Here is an 18,713-nt window from a genome sequence, read left to right on the forward strand (position 1 = left end):
GGGGCGTACTCACTGGGTCAGCCAGAGGGGATCGCGCTGCAGATTGGGCAGGCGCGGACGAGGTCGATCGATGTTCGGCAAAGCAGCCAGCAGGCCCTGGGTGTAGGGATGCCTGGCGTTGTCCAGGTCAGCGGCATCGAGTGCCTCCACCACACGGCCGGCATACATCACCAGCACCCGGTCGCAGAAACTGCGCACCATGTTGAGATCGTGGCTGATCAGGATCAGGCCCAGATCGCGCTGCCCTACCAGCTCGTCGAGCACGCTGAGCACCTGGCGGCGAACCGAGACGTCCAGCGCCGAGGTGGGCTCGTCGGCGACGATGATTTCCGGGTCGGTGATCACCATCATGGCGATCATGATGCGCTGCGCCATGCCGCCGGAGACCTCGTGCGGATAGAGCCCGTAGACCCGCTTGGGATCACGGATGTGCACCTTGTCGAGCATGTCCAGTACCCGCTCGCGGGCGTCGGCACGGCTGGCACGGTGATGTGCCAGGTAGGCCTCGGCGATCTGCTCGCCGACGCGTACCACGGGGTTCAGCGAGTACTTGGGGTCTTGCATGATCATCGAGATGCGCTTGCCACGAATCGCCTGAATCTGCTTTTCGCTGGCGCCGAGCAGGTCGACTTCGCCGAGCGTCATGGTCTTCGCGGTGATACGCGCGCTGGCCGGATGCAGGCGCAGCAGGCTACGCCCCACGGTGGACTTGCCGGAGCCGGACTCGCCGACGATGGCCAGCTTTTCCCGGCCCAGGCTGAAGGACACGTTGCGGACCGCGTCGACCTCCTTGCGGCCGCTGGTGAAGCGCACGCAGAGGTCGTTTACTTCCAGTTTGATGGCGGACATGGGGCCCCCTTATTCGCTGCGCGGATCGAGAACGTCGCGCAGACCGTCCCCCAACAGATTGAACGCCAGGCTGACCAGCATGATGGTCGCCCCCGGAACGGCTACCAGCCACCAGCACTCGAGCATGTAGCGGCGCCCGGTGGAAATCATCGCGCCCCACTCCGGCAGCGGTGCCTGGGCACCGAGGCCGAGAAAGCCCAACGCGGCGGCGGTGAGAATGATGCTGGCCATGTTCATGGTCAGGCGGATGATCACCGACGACAGGCACATGGGCATGATGTGGCGAAGGATGATGCGCGACGACGAGGCGCCCTGCAGTTGCACCGCGACGACGAAATCGGCATTGCGCAGCGACAGGGTTTCCGCCCGGGCCAGACGGGCGATGGGCGGCCAGGAGGTCAGCGCGATGGCGATGACCGCATGCTCCAGGCCTGGGCCCAGTGCAGCGATGAAGGCCAGCGCCAGCACCAGGCTGGGGAACGAGATGAAGATGTCGGTGATACGCATGAACAGCGCGTCGACGAAGCCGCCGAAGTAGCCGGAGATGGTGCCCACCAGCAGGCCGATGGGGCCAACGATGATGGTCACCAGAGCAATGATGTACAGGGTGATGCGCGAGCCGTAGACCAGCCGGCTGAACACGTCGCGGCCGTACTCGTCGGTGCCGAACCAGTGCGCTGCGCTCGGTGCCTGCAGGGCGTTGCCGAGGTTCTGCACGATCGGGTCGTGGGTGGCGATCCACGGCGCGAAGGCCGCCACCAGAACCAGCAGCAGGACCACGCTCGAGCCCATCAGCGTCATGGGGTTGCGCAGCAGATGCTGCAACACGCGCACGCTGCTGTGGCAGAACGCCTGGAACGCCGAGACTGGCGTCTGCTCGCCGGTGCGCTTGATGGATGAAGATGAAGAGATGTTGGCAATCATCGTATGCCTCCGGAACTCGGTTCGGGTCGGTAAGGGGCACGCTGCCGCGCCCGTTCACTCAACGCTGCTTGTACACACCCAGGTAACGCGTCGCCTCGGCGTCGGCCCCCTGGAATCCCTTGATGTCAGCCGCGCTGACCAGCGGATCGGTCATCTGCGAAATCATCATGATCGGCCCTGCCAGCTCGTCGTAACGCTGCTGCACGCGGTGGTACAGGCTCAGCTTGGCGGCTTCGTCGCGCTCCACGCCGAGCGTGTCGATCAGGCTGTTGAGCTCTTCGTCCTGAAACGCCGCGCGCCAGCCCTGGAAGTTGGCGATACCGGCCTCATCGCGGTTGTCCGGGTTGTAAACGAAGGTGCGCAGGCTGAAGTACGGGTGCGGATAACGCTCGGCGCCGCGGGCCACGATGATCTCGAAGTTGCGGGCGCGCATGGCGCCGTACACCTGGTTGCCGGTACCGGTGACGATGCTCGCCTGAATGCCGGCCTGGGCGAGGGTCGACTGCAGGCTCGAGGCGATGTTGACGAAAGGCGGCTCGGCCAGGGTGCGGATGGTGGTCTTGAACCCCTGCGGATGACCGGCCTCGGCGAGCAGCACCTTGGCGGCGTCGACGTCCAGCCTGTAGCCCGGGTCCGGCAGGCGCGCCGCCAGCCCCAATTGCATGGGCTGCTGGTTGAGCTTGCCGTAGTAAGGCATCACCACCTTGTCCAGGCCCTGATAGTCGATCAGTGATCGCACGGCCTTGCGCACACGGATATCGTCGAACGGCGCCTGCTTCATGCTCATGGCAACGTAGTACATGGTGCCGCGCTGCAGCGGCTGGATCTGCATGTTGCCCTTGGCAGCCAGCGCCTGAACGTCGGAGGCGGCCATGCCGTAGCCCATGTCCAGGTCACCGCGCTCGAGCATCAGACGCAGCGACTGGGATTCGGTGATATGGCGGATCAGCACGCGCTTGAGCTTGCTCGCGCCGCCCCAGTAATCGGCGAACGCGGTCATCACCAGGGCGTCGTTGGCACGCCAGGCGCTGAGGGTGAACGGACCGCTGCCGGCTTCGTTGGTGACCAGCCAGGCAGCGCCCAGATCGCCGTCCTTTTCATGTTCGAGCACGCTCTTGCGATCCAGCACCACGGCGCTTGGCGAAGTGGCCAGGGTATCGATCACCAGCAGCGGGTCGGTCGGCTGCGGCAGCTCGATGACCAGCGTCGAGTCGTTCTCGGCGCGGATCAGTTGCTGAACGTTGTCCAGGGTGTAGCCGTAGGCCTTCCAGGTGGTGGCCAGGCCGAAGTTGAGCTTCAGCACGCGGTAAAGCGACCAGGCGACGTCCTCGGCGGTCAGCGTGTTACCGGAATGGAAGCGCACGCCGTCGCGCAGGTGGAAGGTCAGCCGGCGACCGTCTTCGCTGACGCTCCAGCGCTCGGCCAATTGCGGGATGTGCGCGTCGGGGCTGCCGTCCTTGCGCAGCACCAGGGTGTCGTACAGGTTGGCGTTGATGCCCGAGGCATCGAGCCCCGGCGCATTGGCCGGGTCGATGGAAAACAGGTTGGCCATGCTCATGCCGACGATCAGTTGATCGTCCGGGGTCTTGGCCTGGGCGGTCAGCAGCGGAGCGCTACACAGCAGCGCACCGAGCACGCCGCCGAGCAGCGTGGAACGAAACGATTTCATGCGGATGTCCCTATTTTGTAATTATTGAAGGGCTGCAATCGACGGATTGGGGTTCGTGGACGTTTCATCACGAGCCGCGTTGCCGCGACAAACCTCGCCAGGCCGGGCGGCGATCTGCCAGGCGCAGGACGCCGGTAATGGACTAGCCGTCCTAGCCCTCCAACAACGCATGGCGAGAGTTCTCGCGCAAAAACGGGCCCGGCGCGGCCGTGAGTGAAACATCTACAGATCCCAGTCAGCGGGTACGCGGGTCGAACACCTTGTACAGCGCATCGCTGAGCAGATTGAGACCGACGAAGATGAAGCCGATCACCAGCACGCAGCCCATCACCGCGTTCATGTCACCGAGCAGCAGGCTGCTGGTCAGGTACTGGCCGAAGCCGGGCCAGGCGAACACCGTCTCGATCAGCACCGCCCCTTCGAGCAACGAGCCATAGGCCAGCGCCACCACGGTGAGCAGTTGCACGAGGATGTTGCGGAAGGCATGACCCCAGATCACCTTGCGCCGCGACAGGCCCTTGACCCGAGCGGTGAGGATGTATTCCTGGGACAGCTGCTCGAGCATGAAGCTGCGGGTCATGCGGCTGATGTAGGCCACCGAGTTGAGGCCCAGGATCAGCGCCGGCAGGAGGATGTGCTTGAGGGCACTGGAGAAGGCCTCCCAGTCGCCGGCGATGGCACTGTCGATCAGCAGCAGGCCGGTCACCGAGGGCACCATGCCGTCGTAGGCCAGATCGATGCGCCCGGCACCACCCGCCCAGCCGAGCCAGGCATAGAACACCAGCAGGCCCATCATGCCCAGCCAGAAGATCGGCGTGGAGTAACCGAACAGGGTCACCACACGGGCCAGGTGATCGCCCATGCGGCCCTGGTTGGCGGCGGCGAATACGCCCAGCGGCAGGCCGAGCACCACACCGAAGATGATCGCCAGCGTGGCCAGCTCGATGGTCGCCGGGAACACCCGGGCGATGTCCTCGATCACCGGGTGGCCGGTGAGCAGCGCATTACCGAAATTGCCCTGGGCCAGGTCGCGCAGGTAGTAGCCGAACTGCACCAGCAGCGGCCGGTCCAGGCCCATGGCCTGATAGACCTGGTCGTAGGTGGAACTGTCGGCATCCGGGCCGACCACCGCCAGCACCGGATCGAGTGGCATCACTCGGCCGATGAAGAAGGTCATCGCCAGCAAGCCCAGCAGGGTCATCAGCACCGCGCCGAAACGACGTGAGGTGCCGCCCATCCGCGTGCCGAAGAAAGACGCAGTCGAAGCGAACATAACAGGCTCCCGATTGATCGCAGCTCGTTCATCTCACCAAAGGCGGCCACACAGCCGCTTCGTGGCTCAACGATCCTTGTGCACATCCTTGTAGCGCGTGGTCGCCGCGCTGTGACCGATGTAGCCGACCACGTCGTGGTAGATCACCACCGTGTCGGTCATCTGTGAAATCGGCATGATGGCGCCGACCTGCTCGTCGTAGAGGTTTTGAAACTGGTGGTACAGATCCATCTGGGTCTGCTTGTCCGGCTCGACCTCGGCCTTTTCGATCAGCGCATTGAGCTCGGGGCTGTAGAACGAGGTACGCCAGCCCTGGAAGTTGCTCAGCTTGGCTTCGTCACGGTTGTCCGGGTTGTAGACCAGGGTGCGCAGGCTGGAATGCGGGTGACGTTCGGCGCCGCCACCGCCTCGACCGACGATGATGTCGAAGGTGCGCTCACGCATGGCGCCGTACACCTGAGTGCCGGTACCGGTGACGATACGTGCCTTGATACCGGCCTGGGCAAGGGTCGACTGCAGGCTGGAGGCGATGTTGATGAAGGGGGGTTCGGCAAGCACGCGGATGGTGGTCTGGAAACCGTCCGGGTAACCGGCTTCGGCCAGCAGCTTCCTGGCTTCCTCGACGTTCAGGCGATAGCCCGGATCGTCGAGACGCGCCGGCAGGCCGAGCGGCATCGGGCGCTGGTTGAGGGTGCCGTAGTGCGGCATCACCACCTCGTTGAGGCCCTGGTAGTCGATCAGCGAGCGAACCGCCTTGCGTACGCGGGCGTCGGCAAACATCGGCTGCTTGGTGCTCAGCGCCACGTAGTACAGCGTGCCGCGCTGCACGGTCTGGGTCTTGACCTTGTCCGAGCTGCTCAGCGCCGTGATGTCCGGCGCCGACATGCCGCGGGCGATATCCAGGTCGCCACGCTCGACCATCAGGCGCAGCGACTGCGACTCGGTCATGTTGCGCATCACCACGCGCTTGAGCTTGGCCGGGCCACCCCAGTATTGCTCGAAGCGGGTCATCAGAATCACGTCGTTGGCGCGCCAGGCGTTGAGCACGAACGGCCCGCTGCCCGCCGCATTGGTGGTCAGCCAGGCACCGCCCATGTCGCCATTCTTGGCGTGCTTGAGCACCTCTTTCTTGTCAAGGATAAAGGCACTGGGCGAAGTGGCCAGGGTATTGAGCACCAGCATCGGATCGGTCGGGCGAGCCAGCTCGATCACCACGGTGTGCTCATCGGGGGCGCGGATCTGCTGCTCCACGTTATCGGCGGTGAAGCCGTAAGCCTTCCAGGTCGACGCCAGCGCCAGGTTGAGCTTGAGTACGCGCTGCAACGACCAGATCACGTCCTGGGCGGTCAGCTCGTTGCCGGAGTGGAACGTGACGCCGCTGCGCAGGTGGAAGGTCAGCGTCTTGTGGTCATCGCTGATTTCCCAGCGCTCGGCCAGGGCCGGCACCAGGGTGTCCGGCGCGGCAGCATCCTGCACCAGCAGCATGTCGTACAGGTTGGCGTTGACTTCGGACACGTCCAGGCCGGTAGCGGCCGCAGGATCGAGGGACAGCAGGTTGATCATGCTCATGCCGACGATCAGCTGATCGACAGGTGTCTTGGCCTGCACCGTGGTCACGGAGCCCAGGGCCAGGGTAGCGGCCAGCAGGCCCGCCAGCAGATGCGGAAGTGGTTGGATCATGAGATAGCCTTCTTATAGTTATTCGACTCTCAGAAACGGCGCAGCCGCGTGCGGCTGCGTGCCGGCGCATCAGTACCGGTTGACGGTGTTCGTCTCGATGTAGGCGAAGTTGATGTCCTCGCCCAGGCCCGGGCGATCCGGCAGGTGTACGTAGCCGTCGCTGTCCATCGGGTCGACGATGCTGTTCAGGTAAGCCGGTACATCGTCGTACTCGAGGAACGGGTGCAGCAGACCGCGCTCGTACCAGTCACAGTTCTTGATCGCACCGACCACCGCCAGGTTGGCGGCGCCGTTGCCGTGAATCTCGCAGTGCATGCCATAGGATTCGGCCAGGTGTGCGACCTTCAGGCACGGCGCGATACCGCCGACCCCGGCCACGCCGGCGCGCAGGATGTCACAGGCGCCCTGCCCGACCCAGCTGGCACGGCTCATGTACTTGCCACCGAGGGATTCCGGCCCCAGCACCGGGATATCCAGGTTGGCCGCCAGCCAGGCATAGGACTCGGCGGACTCTTCCATCATCGGCTCTTCGAACCAGGTGAAGTCGAGCTTCTCCAGTTCACGACCTATGTACAGCGCGTCGGTGCGGCTGTACCAGTGATAACCGTCGAGCATCAGGGCGATGTCCGGGCCAACCGCCTCGCGCACGGCAGCACAGGCACGCACGTCCATCTTCGCATCCGGCGCGAAGGAGATCGGCGGCATCCAGGTGTGCAGCTTGATCGCCTTGTAGCCGCGAGCCACCAGTTGCTCGGCGAAGCGGCCGTACTCCTCGGGAGTCGACAGACCACCCGGCAGGTCATCGCCGCACATGGTCGACCCATAGGCCAGCACCTTGTCACGGTAACCGCCAATCAGCTTGTGCACCGGCTGCTTGAATGTGCGCCCTGCCCAATCCCACAACGCCTGCTCGACGAGCGCCAGCGCGCGGTCGGTCAACTGACTGGCGCTGCCGCGCTGCCAGTGGGCGAGGTCCTGCCAGATCTTCTCGCGGTCCATGACGTTCTGGCCGATCAGCACCTTGCGCACGAAGCTGTCGATGATGTGTGGACGAATCAATTCGGGAGCACCGAAGGCGTAGCCTTGCGCGCCATCTTCGGTGGCGATGCGCAGCAGCGCCATCTTGGCCAGGGATTCTTCGCCTGGATGGGCATGGCCGGCAGCATCGACGCTACGGCGGGTGGGATAGGTGAAAACCTCGACATTGACCTGGGTGATCTTCATTGAGCGCGCCTTGGATTTTGTGATTATTCGAGCGTCTCGATGTATGTTGTCATACAGCGAATGCGGCGATAATCAGGCCAATCCAAAACGCTGTCAAGAACCAAAATGCAATAAAGTCACCGCCTGGGAACAGGCGAAATAGTCATCATGAAAACCTCAAACCAAACCTTTCTTAAAATAAAAACATTAAAAATCAATTATTTAAAAAACAAATTAGCGTATACACGTGATCGTCGCAGGGGATCAGACGTGCACAGCCGATAGAAAATCGGCCACCAGCAACGACCTTGCGGTGAAAAACAGATGAAAGCGGGTTCGCCGTAAAAAAGACAACTCGAACAGGTTGTCATACAGCAGCAGTTGCCGTGCAGGACATCGCAGGCATGAAAAAACCGCGCAGTGCGCGGTTTTTTTGAAGTCGCCTGGGCTCAGCGCTTGGCGATGATATACACCGCATGAATGATGCCCGGGAAATAGCCGCACAGGGTCAGCAGGATATTCAGCCAAAAGGCGCCGCCGAAACCGACCTGCAGAAAAACGCCGAGAGGCGGGAGAAGAATGGCGATCAGAATGCGGATCAGATCCATGATGTATGTCCTATTGGGTTGGCCCGGCTGGGCGATACCTGACAATCGACTTCGCTGCGGCCAACGGGTTCAAGGAAAATCCCCGCCCTACCGCGCCTCGGGGGCTCTGCGGCGCCCCTTGGGATATCTGTCCGCAGCGCTGTGCGGGCAACTATAGTGTCCTGACTGAATCTTCAACCACTCCTCTGCGAGAGAATCCTCATGAGCAAGACTTATAAAGTCGCCGTCCTGGTCGGCAGCCTGCGCAAGGCGTCGATCAACCGCAAACTCGCCTTGGCACTGGCCGACCTGGCACCCCAGAACCTGAGTCTGAAAATCGTCGAAATTGGTGATCTTCCCTTGTATAACGAAGACATCGACGTCGATCCGGCACCCGCTACTTACAGCCACTTCCGCGCCCAGGTGAAGGCGGCGGATGCCGTGCTGTTCATCACCCCTGAATACAACCGCTCGATTCCCGCCCCTCTCAAGAATGCCGTCGACGTAGGTTCGCGCCCCTACGGCCAGAGCGCGTTCAGCGGCAAGCCGGCTGGCGTGGTGAGCGCCTCCCCAGGTGCAGTGGGCGGTTTCGGTGCCAACCATCAACTGCGCCAGGCGCTGGTGTTTCTCGATATGCCCCTGCTGCAACAGCCGGAAGCCTACCTGGGCGGCGCCGGCAACTTCTTCGATGAAAGCGGCAAGCTGAGCGACGGTATCAGGCCGTTCCTGCAGAAATTCATCGACGCCTATGCCGCCTGGGTCGAGAAAATTGCCGAGGACTGATCGCCGCCAATCAGGGAGCCCGCCTGCCGGGCTCCCTCTCAATTGAAAAAGCCTCTCAATCAGGTCTAGAGTACCGCCTTTGCCGGGCCAGACGATTTGCGTCTGCAGTACGACGAGGCGCAACCATGAACGATTCGGCCGAGAAGCTGGATATCTTCCTGTCCTGCCGCAGGGCACTGGTCAACTATGCGGCGCAGATCACCCGGGATCGGGATCGTGCCGAGGATGTCGTTCAGGAAGCCTATCTGCGCCTGCATCCCCTGCAGCGCCCCGAGCTTCAAGCCATCGAACAGCCCGTTGCCTACCTGTATCGCATCGTGCGCAACCTTGCCCTCGACATGCGCCTGAGCGAAGCCCGCGAACAGAGGCGCCACGCCATGCCGCCGGACTGGCTGCTGCCCACTCTGGTCGCCGGCCCCGAAGAGGCCTGCCTGCACAGCGATGAGCTGGAGCAGCTGTCCAGCGCACTGGCGGATCTGCCGGAGCAAAGCCGCCGCGCCTTGGAGATGCACCGCCTGGGTGGCAAGACCCTGGCGCAGATCGCCGAACAGCTTGGTGTGTCTTTGGCCACAGCTCACCGCCTGGTGCGTGACGCGCTGGTACGCCTGGCCCGCGCCCTGCCCGCTGATGGCCCACGAGAGCAGCAGTGTGATTGACTCCCCAGGCGATACCGACGACCTGCTCGAACAGGCTGCCGACTGGCACCTGCGCCTCAGCGAAACGCCGGCCTCGCGAGCGGATTTCGAGCGCTGGCTGGCGCAGAGCCCGGCGCACCGCCACGCCTGGCAACAGATCGAACGGGTCTTGGGCGGCATCGCGCAACTGCGTGCCCCTCCGGCGCAAGCCGCTCAACCGGCCGACCTCCGGCGGCCGCGGCGCAAACGCCGCTGGTTGTCCGCTGCGCTGGCGGCCGGTATCGCTGCGCTGGCGATCCTCAGCTATCCCCAGGCCGCCTTGCACTGGCAGGCGGACTACATCACCGCCGCCGGGGAAACCCGCACGCTGACCCTGGCCGACGGCTCGCAGGTCACCCTTGGCCCGCGCAGTGCCTTGCGCAGCGAATACCGCAGCGAACGCCGTGACCTGCAGCTACTGGCCGGCCAGGCGTTCTTCGATGTGCAGCGCGATGCCGGCCGGCCCTTCGTGGTCAAGGCCGGTAGCAGCGAAGTGCGGGTACTCGGCACCGCGTTCGAAGTCGACCTGGGCGAACGTTATCTGGATGTAGCCGTACAGCGTGGCCTGGTGCGCGTAAGCAGCCAGGTCGATGGCGCCAGCAGCGAAGATGACCTTCGCCCTGGTGAAGGTCTGCGCCAGGACAGGTTCAGCGGCACCGTGCAGCATCTGCGTGTCGACAGAGCGCGTGTGGCAGCCTGGCGACGTGGCCAGTTGTTCGTGGAGAACGCCAGCGTCGGCGAAATCCTTGAACAGATGCGCCGCTACACACCGGGCTGGATCGTGCTTGCCGACCCGGCCCTGGCTGAACGACGCCTGAGCGGCATCTACGACATGCGCGACCCGGACCGTGCCCTCGGCGCCCTGGCTCAATCGCTATCGGCCCCCAGCCGGCGCATGACGCCCTGGGTACGGGTACTGGGAACCCCTTGATCGCATCGCGCGGCAGGCAACCCTAAAAAAATCCCTCGGCGATGAAAAAAAACGCCGAGGGTGTCGTCTTTACAACCGTAAATTTGAGAATCCCTCTCAAACGTTAACGATATGTATGAAGGACGACAGCATGCTGGTGCCGCGTTTGCGCTTTTCTCCTCGACTCGCCTTGCGTTTCGGCATCGGCTGCCTCGCCGCCCCCTGCCTGCTGCTCGGCTCGCTTCCGAGCGTGGCACAGAGCGCCCTGCAGGCGCCAGGCAGCGGCGAAGACCAGCAACGCCATGCGTTCTCCATCGCCAGCCAACCGCTGGCCTCGGCGCTCGCTACCTTCGGCAGCCAACGGGGCATCCAGGTCAGTTTCGACGCGCGCCTTGCCGAAGGCCTGAACGCACCGGCGGTGCAGGGCAACTACAGCGAGCGGCAGGCGCTCGATCTGCTGTTGCAAGGCTCCGGCCTGGGCTGGACGCTCACCCCGGAACGCACCCTGCTGCTGTCCCCGCAGAACAGCAGCGGCTCGATGGCCCTGGCGCCGTCGACCATCAGCGCCAGCGGCGAGCACGAGTATGCCGATGGCCCGGTCAGCGGTTACCGCGCCACCCGCAGCGCCACTGGCAGCAAGACCGACAGCGCCCTGCGCGACATCCCGCAGTCCATCCAGGTGGTGCCCCGCCAGGTTCTCGAGGACCAGCAACTCAACCAGTTGGCCGACGCCCTGGTCAACGTCAGCAGCGTGCAGCGCGGCAACTCCCACGGTGGCTCCACCGAGAGCTTCGTGGTGCGCGGCTTCCACTCCCGTACCTACGCGGTCGACGGCATGCTGATGAACCCACTTGTATCGCGCCCTGAAGTGATCAGCGATCTGGTCAACGTCGAACGCGTGGAAGTGCTCAAGGGCCCGGCCTCGGTGCTTTACGGCCAGGGCGACCCCGGCGGGCTGATCAACCTGGTGACCCGCAAACCGACGTTCACGCCGGAGACCCGGATCAAGGCCCAGGCCGGCAGCGAAGACTTCTACCGCCTGGAGGTCAACGCCAGCGGCCCGCTGGACGAAGCGAAAACCCTGGCCGGGCGCATCGCCATCGCCGGGCAGACCGAAAGCAGCTTCCGCGATACCTTCCGCGACAACCGCCACACCTACATCTCCCCTACGTTGCGCTGGGAGCCGTCCGAATACACCCGGGTCGATGGTGGCCTGGAGTACACCAACCAGACCAGCCAGTTCGACCGCGGCGTGATCCCGCAGAACGGCCGCATCAGCATGAAGCCGGAGCGCTTCCTGCACGAGCCCTGGTCCCACGACGACGCCAACAAGGTCGCAGCCTGGTGGCGTGTCGAGCATGACGTCAATGACTGGCTGACCCTGCGCCAGTCGACCCGCTGGGACGAGTCGGACAAACAGCGCTACGTCGTCGACCTACGCGACATGCGCGCCGACGGCCGCACTCTGCGCCGCCGCGCCACCGACGGCAAGGAAGCCGTACGCACTCTGGACATGCAGTTCGAGGCCATCGCCCGCTTCGCCACTGGCGGCCTGCAACACACGGCCCTGGTCGGCGTCGAATACCTCGACGGCGACCTGCATGCCGCCAGCGACCGTGCGCCGCTGGCCGATATCGATATCTACCAGCCGGTCTACGGTGCGGTGCCCGGCACATTCACCTACGGCGGCGGCTCGGAGTACGAGCTGGAAACCCAGAGCCTGTACCTGCAGGATCAGATCGACCTGAGCAGCCAGTGGAAACTGCTGGTCGGGGCTCGCTACGACAGCACCCGGCAGAAGAACCTGACCATCGAAGACGACTACAGCGAGGTTGCTAACAACCTCGATCCGGAAAAGGTCTCCCCGCGCATCGGCCTGGTCTACCAGCCCAGCGATCGGCTGTCGCTCTACGCAAGCTACAGCACCTCGTTCGTCCCTCAGGGCGATATCGATCGCTCGGGGCGGCCTCTGGACCCGGAGCAAGGCAAGCAGTTCGAAGTGGGCGCCAAGGTCGAGCTGATGCCACAGCGCCTGAGCGCCACGCTGGCGGCGTTCCAGTTGACCCGGGAAAACCTCGCCAGTACCGACCCGGAGATAGAGGATCGCGCCATCCAGACCGGCGAACAGCGCGTGCGTGGCGTCGAGCTGGATATCGTCGGCGAACCGATGGACGGCTGGCACATCATCGCCAACGCCAGCGTGCTCAATGCCGAACTGACCCAGCACACGCCCAGCGCTGATTCACTGCTGCGTGAAGGCAACAAGCTGCAGGGCGTGCCCACCCTGAGCGGCTCGCTGTGGAGCAGCTACCAGTTGCAGTCCGGCAGCCTGAAGGGGTTGGGCTTCGGTGCCGGGGTGATCGCCGTGGGCGCCCGCGAGGGCAATCTGGAGAACAGCTACGACGTTTCCGGCTACACGCGCTTCGACGCCAGCCTGTTCTACGACCTCAGCGAACAGGTTCGCGTGTCGCTCAATGGACGCAACCTCACCGATCGCGAGTATCTGGAAACCGTCGCCTCCACCGATGGCAACTACTACGGCGAGCCGGCCTCGCTGCTGGCCACCCTCAGCGCGAAATTCTAGCCATGCACGACACCTTCACGGCCCGGGAGCTGGCCGCGGCGTACGGGCGGGTGCTGCACAAGCGTCTGCTGATCTGCGCGGCACTGCTGGTGGCGGTGTTCATCAGCCTGGTGCTGGATATCGCCATCGGCTCCACGCTGTTTTCGCCTGGTGAAGTGCTGGGTGCGCTGTTCACACCCCAGACGGTGGATATCGACACGCAGGTGATCGTCCGCGAACTGCGTCTGCCCTTCGCGTTGATGGCGGTGCTGGTCGGCGTGGCCCTCTCGCTGGCCGGTGCGGAAATGCAGACGGTGCTGGGTAATCCCCTGGCCGATCCCTTCACCCTCGGTCTGTCCTCCGCCGCCTCGCTCGGAGCGGCGCTGGCCATCGTCCTCAACCTGGGCATGCCCGGTGTACCGGATAGTGCCCTGGTGACCCTGAACGCCTTCTTCTTCGCCTTCGCCTCGGTGCTCCTGCTACAGGGCGTCGCGCGCCTGGCTGGCGGCGTGCAGACCCTGCTGCTGTTCGGTATCGCCCTGGTGTTCTGCTACAACGCGCTGGTCGCCCTGTTGCAATACATCGCCGCACCCGACGCCCTGCAACAACTGGTGTTCTGGAGCCTCGGCAGCCTGACCCGCTCCAGCTGGCCTGCCGTGCAGACCCTCGCCCTGATGGTGGTGCTGACCATTCCCTTCAGCCTGCGCGCGGCCTGGCCACTGACAGCCCTGCGCCTCGGCGAGGAGCGTGCGCTGACCCTGGGTATCGATGTCGGCCGCCTGCGTTTCGGCTCGCTGCTGCGCATCAGCCTGCTGGCCGCCACGGCGGTGGCCTTCGTCGGCACCATCGGTTTCATCGGCCTGGTCGGCCCGCATATCGCACGCCTGCTGATCGGCGAGGATCACCGCTTCTTCCTGCCGGTCAGCGCGCTGGTCGGTGCACTGGTGATGTCCCTCGCCTCGATCGCCAGCAAGCTGGTGATTGCTGGCGTGATCCTGCCGGTGGGTATCGTCACCGCACTGATCGGCGTGCCGCTGTTCATGACGCTGCTGCTGCGCCAGGGGCGGCGCCCATGACTGCGCCAGCCCTGACGATTGCCGGGCTGCAGGTGCACTGCCGTGGCACGCAGATTCTCCATGGCATTGATCTGCCCGCCATTGAGCCGGGGACGCTGGTGGCGCTGGTCGGCCCCAATGGCGCCGGCAAGTCCACGCTGCTACGCAGCCTGGCAGGGCTGCTGCCCACGACCGGCAGCCTGCTCCTGGGCGAGCTGGACCTGCTGCGCTGCTCGCGCCGCGAGCGCGCGCAGCAGATGGGTTTCATGCCCCAGCAATTGCCCGACGGTATCGCCATGAGCGTACTGGAAACCCTGCTCGGCGCCCTGCATGCCGGCCAGACCGGTCACACGCCGGGCGCCATGCAGCGAGCCCATGGCGTGCTGGAGCAGCTTGGCATCGTGCACCTGGCCATGCGCCCGCTCGAGCAGTTGTCCGGTGGTCAGCGACAACTGGTGAGCCTGGCTCAGGCGATGATTCGCGAGCCATCGCTGCTGCTCGACGAACCCACCAGCGCCCTCGATCTGCACCACCAGAACCGGGTGATGGGCACTGTGCGCGGTCTTGCCGACCAGGGCCGAATCGTCGTCGTGGTGCTGCATGACCTGGCCCTCGCCGCGCGCTGGGCAGATCGCCTGGTGGTGCTCGCCAACGGCCGCGTGCAGGCCAGCGGCAGCCCACAACGGACGCTCACTCCGGCGCTGCTGGCGGAGGTCTACAAGGTCGATGCACGGGTCGAAACCTGTAGCCGTGGCCACCTGCAAATTGCCGTGGATGCTTCGCTGTGATGCTTCGTGCTGCGCTGGCGGTGATCCTGCTGCTGACAGGCGCTGCCGTCCTCGCCGATGACTATCCACGCACCGTGATCGACCTCGCCGGCCGTGAGGTGCGCATCGAGGCACCGCCGCAGCGGATCCTGCTGCAGGACAGCAATGACCTGCTGGCCCTGGCCATTCTCGAGCGTGAAGCGCCACTGGCCCGCGTGGTGGCCTTCAATAACAACCTGCGCGGCTCGGATCCCAGCCTCTGGCAACTGCTGGTGGAACGCTGGCCAGCTGCCGCCCAGATACCGACACTGGGCTTTTCCTCCGCCGGGGATGTGGATATCGAGCGCGTCATTCGCCTTCACCCGGACTTGCTGGTGGTGCGTCTGGAGGCCAGGCCGGCCGTGGAAAACAGCGTGCTTGGCAGCCTGCTCGAACGCCTGGGCATCCCGTTGATCTACGTCGACAGCCAGGATGACCCGCTGCGCAACGTACCGCGCAGCCTGTTGCTGCTCGGAGACGTACTGAATCGCCAGGCTCGCGCACGGGCCTACGTCGACGCCTATCAGGCAAAACTCCACGACTTGCAGCGACGCAGCGGTGACCTCCCCAAACCCCGGGTGTTCATCGAAGCCCGAGCGGGCCAGGCCGGCAGCGGTAGCTGTTGTCATACCCAGGGCGACAAGGGCTGGGGGGCGCTGGTCAAGGCGCTCGGCGCGACCAATCTGGGCTCGCGGCTGCTGCTTGGCGACTCCGGAGACGTCGCCCTGGAGATGCTTATCCGCAGCAAACCGGATCATTACGTGATGACCGGCACTCAGCGCCTGCGTGAAGGCGTGGGTGCTTTGCCGCTCGGCTATCGTGCCGACCCAGGCGCCGTGCAGGATCATCTTCACCGCCTGCTGCAACGGCCGGGCTTCGAGCGCATCCGCCAGGCGCCGAACCACTGCGTCCACGGCCTTTACCATCAGTTCTACAACAGCATGTTCAACGTCATCGGCGTCGAATACCTGGCCAGCATGCTCTGGCCGCAAGCCTTCGCCGACCTCGATGAGGAGGCCAGCTATCGCGCCTGGATCGCTCGCTTCACCGAACTACCCGACGCGCCACTGGTATTCTCCGCCCGCCACTGCGGCATCGATGAGGCAACCCCATGAAAACCCTGCTGAGCACCCTGCGCGCCTGGGCCAAGGCGCTCAAACGTCAGATCATCCTGCTCTGGCTCTGCTGCCGTCAGCCAGACATGCCCTGGCCAGCCAAGCTGCTGGGCATCGCCGTGGTGCTGTATGCCGTCAGCCCGGTGGACCTGATCCCGGATTTCATTCCGGTGCTCGGCCTGCTCGACGACTTGCTGCTGTTGCCGCTGGGCATCGCTCTGGCCGTGCGCCTGACGCCTGCCGAGTTGATCCAGCGTTGTCGCCCGCAAGCCGAACGCCTGGCCGACACGCGCATCGGCGGGCGTGGTCGCTGGGTGGCGGCGGCAAGCATCGTGGCGCTCTGGGTGCTGCTCGCAGCACTGGTCTGGCGCGGGCTTCGGGGATGACAACGATCAGATGAAGAGCAGGGCCGGCGCCTCGGCAGGCGGGCTGGCAGTTGGACGATAAGTAAGGCATTGGCAGCGGCCATGAAACACGTCATCGGGTGTGACTGACTTTATTCGCCCCAAAAAGAAAACCCCGCCGAGGCGGGGTTTTTCAGTCTGTATCCTGACATCCTTGATCAGCGCGCCATCCTGGCAGCGTCCCACGTATCCCTGTCTGCTTCATTGCGCTTCCTGCGCTAAGTCCTTGAAGTAAAGATTACGCTTCGCCTGCAAATGCCAATAGTGGCTAAAGGCAGAACTGCGTGTAAGCATTGGCCTACACGCTGAAGGCCAACGACAGCGCGGACCACACCCCGTCAGAACTGCTCGGCATCGAGCAGGTACAGGCTTTCGCTGCCAGCGCTCACCGACGCACTCAGGGAATGGATGCGTGGCAGCAGGCGAGCGAAGTAGAAACGCGCGGTGCCCAGCTTGCTGGCGTAGAAATCCTCCTGCCCTTCCTTACCCAGTGCCGCCTTGGCCATCATTGCCCACATGTAGGCGTAGGCGGTGTAACCGAACAGGTGCAGGTACTCCACCGAGGCCGCGCCGATCTCGTTGGGGTTGCTCCGTGCGCGCTCGAGCAGTGCCGTGGTTTGCGCCTCCAGGATGGCGACCGCAGCCAGCAGCGGCTCGCTGAACTCGGCAGGCGGAGCATCCGCAGCGCTGGCGAAGCCACGGATCTCATCGGTGAAATGCCGGGAGAAGGCGCCACCACTGCCAACCACCTTGCGACCGACCAGATCCAGCGCCTGGATACCATTGGTGCCTTCGTAGATCTGCGTGATGCGGCAGTCGCGAACCAGTTGCTCCTGGCCCCACTCCCGCACGTAGCCATGCCCACCGAACACCTGCTGGCCGTGAAGGGTGGTTTCCAGGCCGAGATCGGTCAGGAACGCCTTGGCTACCGGAGTCAGCAGCGCCACCAGTTCTTCGGCGCGCTGGCGGGTGATCGGATCTTCGCTGAACTTGGCGGTGTCGAGCTGCATCGCGACATAACTGGAAAAAGCGCGCCCGCCCTCGTTGAGCGCCTTCATGGTCAGCAACATACGGCGCACGTCCGGATGGACGATGATCGGGTCGGCCGCCTTGTCCTTGGCCACGGCACCAGTTGGCGCACGGCTCTGGATACGCTCGCGGGCATATTCGATGGCGCTCTGGTAGGAACGCTCACCGGTCGACAGCCCCTGGATGCCGACCCCCAGTCGCTCGTAATTCATCATGGTGAACATGGCGGCCAGGCCGCGGTTCGGCGCGTCGATGATGTAACCGGTGGCACCATCGAAGTTCATTACACAGGTGCTCGATGCCTTGATGCCCATCTTGTGCTCGATGGAGCCACAGGACAGCGCATTGCGCTCGCCCAGCGAGCCATCGGCATTGACCAGGAACTTGGGCACCAGAAACAGCGAAATGCCCTTGGGCCCGGCCGGTGCATCGGGCAGCTTGGCCAGTACCAGGTGAATGATGTTCTCGGTCAGGTCGTGTTCGCCACCGGTGATGAAGATCTTGGTGCCGCTGACGGTGTAGCTGCCATCGGCCCGAGGCTCGGCCTTGGTACGGATGATGCCCAGGTCGGTGCCGGCATGGGGTTCGGTCAGGCACATGGAACCGGCCCAGACGCCGGCATACAGGTTCGGCAGATAAGCCTGCTTCAGCTCTTCGCTGGCGTGCGCGTTGATCGACAGGCAGGCCCCGGCAGTCAGCATCGGATACAGGCCGAAAGACAAGCTGGACGCGTTGACCATTTCCTCGACCTGGGCGGAAATCACCTTGGGCATGCCCATGCCGCCGAACCGGGGATCACCGCCCACGCCGACCCAGCCGCCCTCGGCGTACGCCTTGTAAGCATCGATAAAGCCGGCTGGCGTGGTGACCACGCCGTCGGCCCAGGAGCAGCCCTCTTCATCGCTGGCGCGATTGAGTGGGGCGATCAGGCCCGCGGTGATCTTGCCGGCCTCCTCGAGGATCGCATTGGCGGTGTCCTCATCGACGACCTCCGCCAGGGCAGGCAATTGCGCCCACAGTTTGGAGACCTGGAGGACCTCGTTGAGCACGAAGCGCATGTCACGCAGGGGAGCTTTGTAATCGGCCATGGGAAGTCCTCGGTAGCACGTTCAGAAGCCGAGTCTAGCCCAACAACTTTTCAGACACATAGGGTCGTGTCGTGACCGGTCAGCCACTGATCGATCACACA

General features: G+C 64.2%; 16 protein-coding genes. 8 read left to right on the forward strand and 8 right to left on the reverse strand.

Translation table 11 applies throughout. The features are described from left to right. Window positions 1-9: 9 nt before the first annotated feature. From BLR94_RS12460 to BLR94_RS12490, 7 genes are all read right to left on the reverse strand, one after another. Window positions 10-849, reverse strand: a complete 840-nt coding sequence (locus BLR94_RS12460; protein ID WP_084305129.1) for an ABC transporter ATP-binding protein — start codon at window positions 847-849, stop codon at window positions 10-12. 9 nt (window positions 850-858) lie between these two features. Next, window positions 859-1,773 carry an ABC transporter permease gene (locus tag BLR94_RS12465; RefSeq protein WP_084305130.1) on the reverse strand — a complete coding sequence of 305 codons (915 nt, stop codon included), beginning with the start codon at window positions 1,771-1,773 and terminating at the stop codon, window positions 859-861. A 58-nt stretch (window positions 1,774-1,831) separates the two neighbouring features. After that, window positions 1,832-3,442: an ABC transporter substrate-binding protein gene (locus BLR94_RS12470; protein ID WP_084305132.1), complete on the reverse strand. Its 1,611-nt coding sequence runs from the start codon at window positions 3,440-3,442 to the stop codon at window positions 1,832-1,834. Window positions 3,443-3,677: 235 nt separating this feature from the next. Beyond that, a complete protein-coding gene (locus BLR94_RS12475) occupies window positions 3,678-4,715 on the reverse strand; it encodes an ABC transporter permease (RefSeq protein WP_084305134.1) in 1,038 nt (345 codons plus the stop codon). Window positions 4,716-4,781: 66 nt separating this feature from the next. Further along, a complete protein-coding gene (locus BLR94_RS12480) occupies window positions 4,782-6,395 on the reverse strand; it encodes an ABC transporter substrate-binding protein (RefSeq protein WP_084305136.1) in 1,614 nt (537 codons plus the stop codon). Between the two features lie 69 nt (window positions 6,396-6,464). Beyond that, on the reverse strand, window positions 6,465-7,619 hold the full coding sequence (locus BLR94_RS12485; RefSeq protein ID WP_084305138.1) for a mandelate racemase family protein: 1,155 nt from the start codon (window positions 7,617-7,619) through the stop codon (window positions 6,465-6,467). 428 nt (window positions 7,620-8,047) lie between these two features. Next, entirely contained in the window at window positions 8,048-8,206 is a 159-nt protein-coding gene (locus tag BLR94_RS12490; RefSeq protein ID WP_042553324.1) for a YqaE/Pmp3 family membrane protein, read from the reverse strand. A gap of 201 nt (window positions 8,207-8,407) precedes the next feature. Here BLR94_RS12490 and BLR94_RS12495 point away from each other — a divergent pair, with 201 nt between their 5' ends. The 8 genes from BLR94_RS12495 to BLR94_RS12530 all read left to right on the forward strand — a co-directional run bounded on the left by BLR94_RS12495 (window position 8,408) and on the right by BLR94_RS12530 (window position 16,477). Further along, window positions 8,408-8,968, forward strand: coding sequence for an NADPH-dependent FMN reductase (locus BLR94_RS12495; RefSeq protein ID WP_084305140.1), 561 nt, complete (start codon window positions 8,408-8,410; stop codon window positions 8,966-8,968). A 125-nt stretch (window positions 8,969-9,093) separates the two neighbouring features. Continuing rightward, the gene (locus BLR94_RS12500) at window positions 9,094-9,624 is read left to right on the forward strand and encodes a sigma-70 family RNA polymerase sigma factor (protein WP_084305142.1); all 531 of its coding nucleotides are present in this window, start codon (window positions 9,094-9,096) and stop codon (window positions 9,622-9,624) included. Then, complete coding sequence (locus BLR94_RS12505; RefSeq protein WP_167359747.1) at window positions 9,617-10,573, forward strand: FecR family protein; 957 nt, start codon at window positions 9,617-9,619, stop codon at window positions 10,571-10,573. Before BLR94_RS12500 ends, BLR94_RS12505 begins: the two co-directional genes overlap by 8 nt. Before the next feature lie 115 nt (window positions 10,574-10,688). Further along, window positions 10,689-13,136 (forward strand): TonB-dependent siderophore receptor, encoded by a 2,448-nt coding sequence (locus BLR94_RS12510; protein ID WP_084305146.1) that lies wholly within the window; start codon window positions 10,689-10,691, stop codon window positions 13,134-13,136. 2 nt (window positions 13,137-13,138) lie between these two features. Beyond that, on the forward strand, window positions 13,139-14,191 hold the full coding sequence (locus BLR94_RS12515; protein ID WP_084305147.1) for a FecCD family ABC transporter permease: 1,053 nt from the start codon (window positions 13,139-13,141) through the stop codon (window positions 14,189-14,191). Next, entirely contained in the window at window positions 14,188-14,958 is a 771-nt protein-coding gene (locus BLR94_RS12520; protein WP_084305149.1) for an ABC transporter ATP-binding protein, read from the forward strand. Before BLR94_RS12515 ends, BLR94_RS12520 begins: the two co-directional genes overlap by 4 nt. Beyond that, the gene (locus BLR94_RS12525; RefSeq protein WP_084305151.1) at window positions 14,958-16,091 is read left to right on the forward strand and encodes an ABC transporter substrate-binding protein; all 1,134 of its coding nucleotides are present in this window, start codon (window positions 14,958-14,960) and stop codon (window positions 16,089-16,091) included. Before BLR94_RS12520 ends, BLR94_RS12525 begins: the two co-directional genes overlap by 1 nt. After that, window positions 16,088-16,477: a YkvA family protein gene (locus BLR94_RS12530; protein WP_084305153.1), complete on the forward strand. Its 390-nt coding sequence runs from the start codon at window positions 16,088-16,090 to the stop codon at window positions 16,475-16,477. Before BLR94_RS12525 ends, BLR94_RS12530 begins: the two co-directional genes overlap by 4 nt. A gap of 356 nt (window positions 16,478-16,833) precedes the next feature. Here BLR94_RS12530 and BLR94_RS12535 read toward each other — a convergent pair whose 3' ends face one another. Next, window positions 16,834-18,612 (reverse strand): acyl-CoA dehydrogenase C-terminal domain-containing protein, encoded by a 1,779-nt coding sequence (locus BLR94_RS12535; protein ID WP_084305155.1) that lies wholly within the window; start codon window positions 18,610-18,612, stop codon window positions 16,834-16,836. Between the last annotated feature and the right edge of the window lie 101 nt (window positions 18,613-18,713).

The sequence above is a fragment of the Phytopseudomonas flavescens genome, from assembly GCF_900100535.1.
Taxonomy (GTDB): domain Bacteria; phylum Pseudomonadota; class Gammaproteobacteria; order Pseudomonadales; family Pseudomonadaceae; genus Aquipseudomonas; species Aquipseudomonas flavescens.

Coding starts and splice junctions, on each gene's coding strand:
- BLR94_RS12460 (WP_084305129.1), bottom strand. CDS start 849: ATGTCCGCCATCAAACTGGAAGTAAACGACCTCTGCGTGCGCTTCACC.
- BLR94_RS12465 (WP_084305130.1), bottom strand. CDS start 1,773: ATGATTGCCAACATCTCTTCATCTTCATCCATCAAGCGCACCGGCGAG.
- BLR94_RS12470 (WP_084305132.1), bottom strand. CDS start 3,442: ATGAAATCGTTTCGTTCCACGCTGCTCGGCGGCGTGCTCGGTGCGCTG.
- BLR94_RS12475 (WP_084305134.1), bottom strand. CDS start 4,715: ATGTTCGCTTCGACTGCGTCTTTCTTCGGCACGCGGATGGGCGGCACC.
- BLR94_RS12480 (WP_084305136.1), bottom strand. CDS start 6,395: ATGATCCAACCACTTCCGCATCTGCTGGCGGGCCTGCTGGCCGCTACC.
- BLR94_RS12485 (WP_084305138.1), bottom strand. CDS start 7,619: ATGAAGATCACCCAGGTCAATGTCGAGGTTTTCACCTATCCCACCCGC.
- BLR94_RS12490 (WP_042553324.1), bottom strand. CDS start 8,206: ATGGATCTGATCCGCATTCTGATCGCCATTCTTCTCCCGCCTCTCGGC.
- BLR94_RS12495 (WP_084305140.1), top strand. CDS start 8,408: ATGAGCAAGACTTATAAAGTCGCCGTCCTGGTCGGCAGCCTGCGCAAG.
- BLR94_RS12500 (WP_084305142.1), top strand. CDS start 9,094: ATGAACGATTCGGCCGAGAAGCTGGATATCTTCCTGTCCTGCCGCAGG.
- BLR94_RS12510 (WP_084305146.1), top strand. CDS start 10,689: ATGAAGGACGACAGCATGCTGGTGCCGCGTTTGCGCTTTTCTCCTCGA.
- BLR94_RS12515 (WP_084305147.1), top strand. CDS start 13,139: ATGCACGACACCTTCACGGCCCGGGAGCTGGCCGCGGCGTACGGGCGG.
- BLR94_RS12520 (WP_084305149.1), top strand. CDS start 14,188: ATGACTGCGCCAGCCCTGACGATTGCCGGGCTGCAGGTGCACTGCCGT.
- BLR94_RS12525 (WP_084305151.1), top strand. CDS start 14,958: ATGCTTCGTGCTGCGCTGGCGGTGATCCTGCTGCTGACAGGCGCTGCC.
- BLR94_RS12530 (WP_084305153.1), top strand. CDS start 16,088: ATGAAAACCCTGCTGAGCACCCTGCGCGCCTGGGCCAAGGCGCTCAAA.
- BLR94_RS12535 (WP_084305155.1), bottom strand. CDS start 18,612: ATGGCCGATTACAAAGCTCCCCTGCGTGACATGCGCTTCGTGCTCAAC.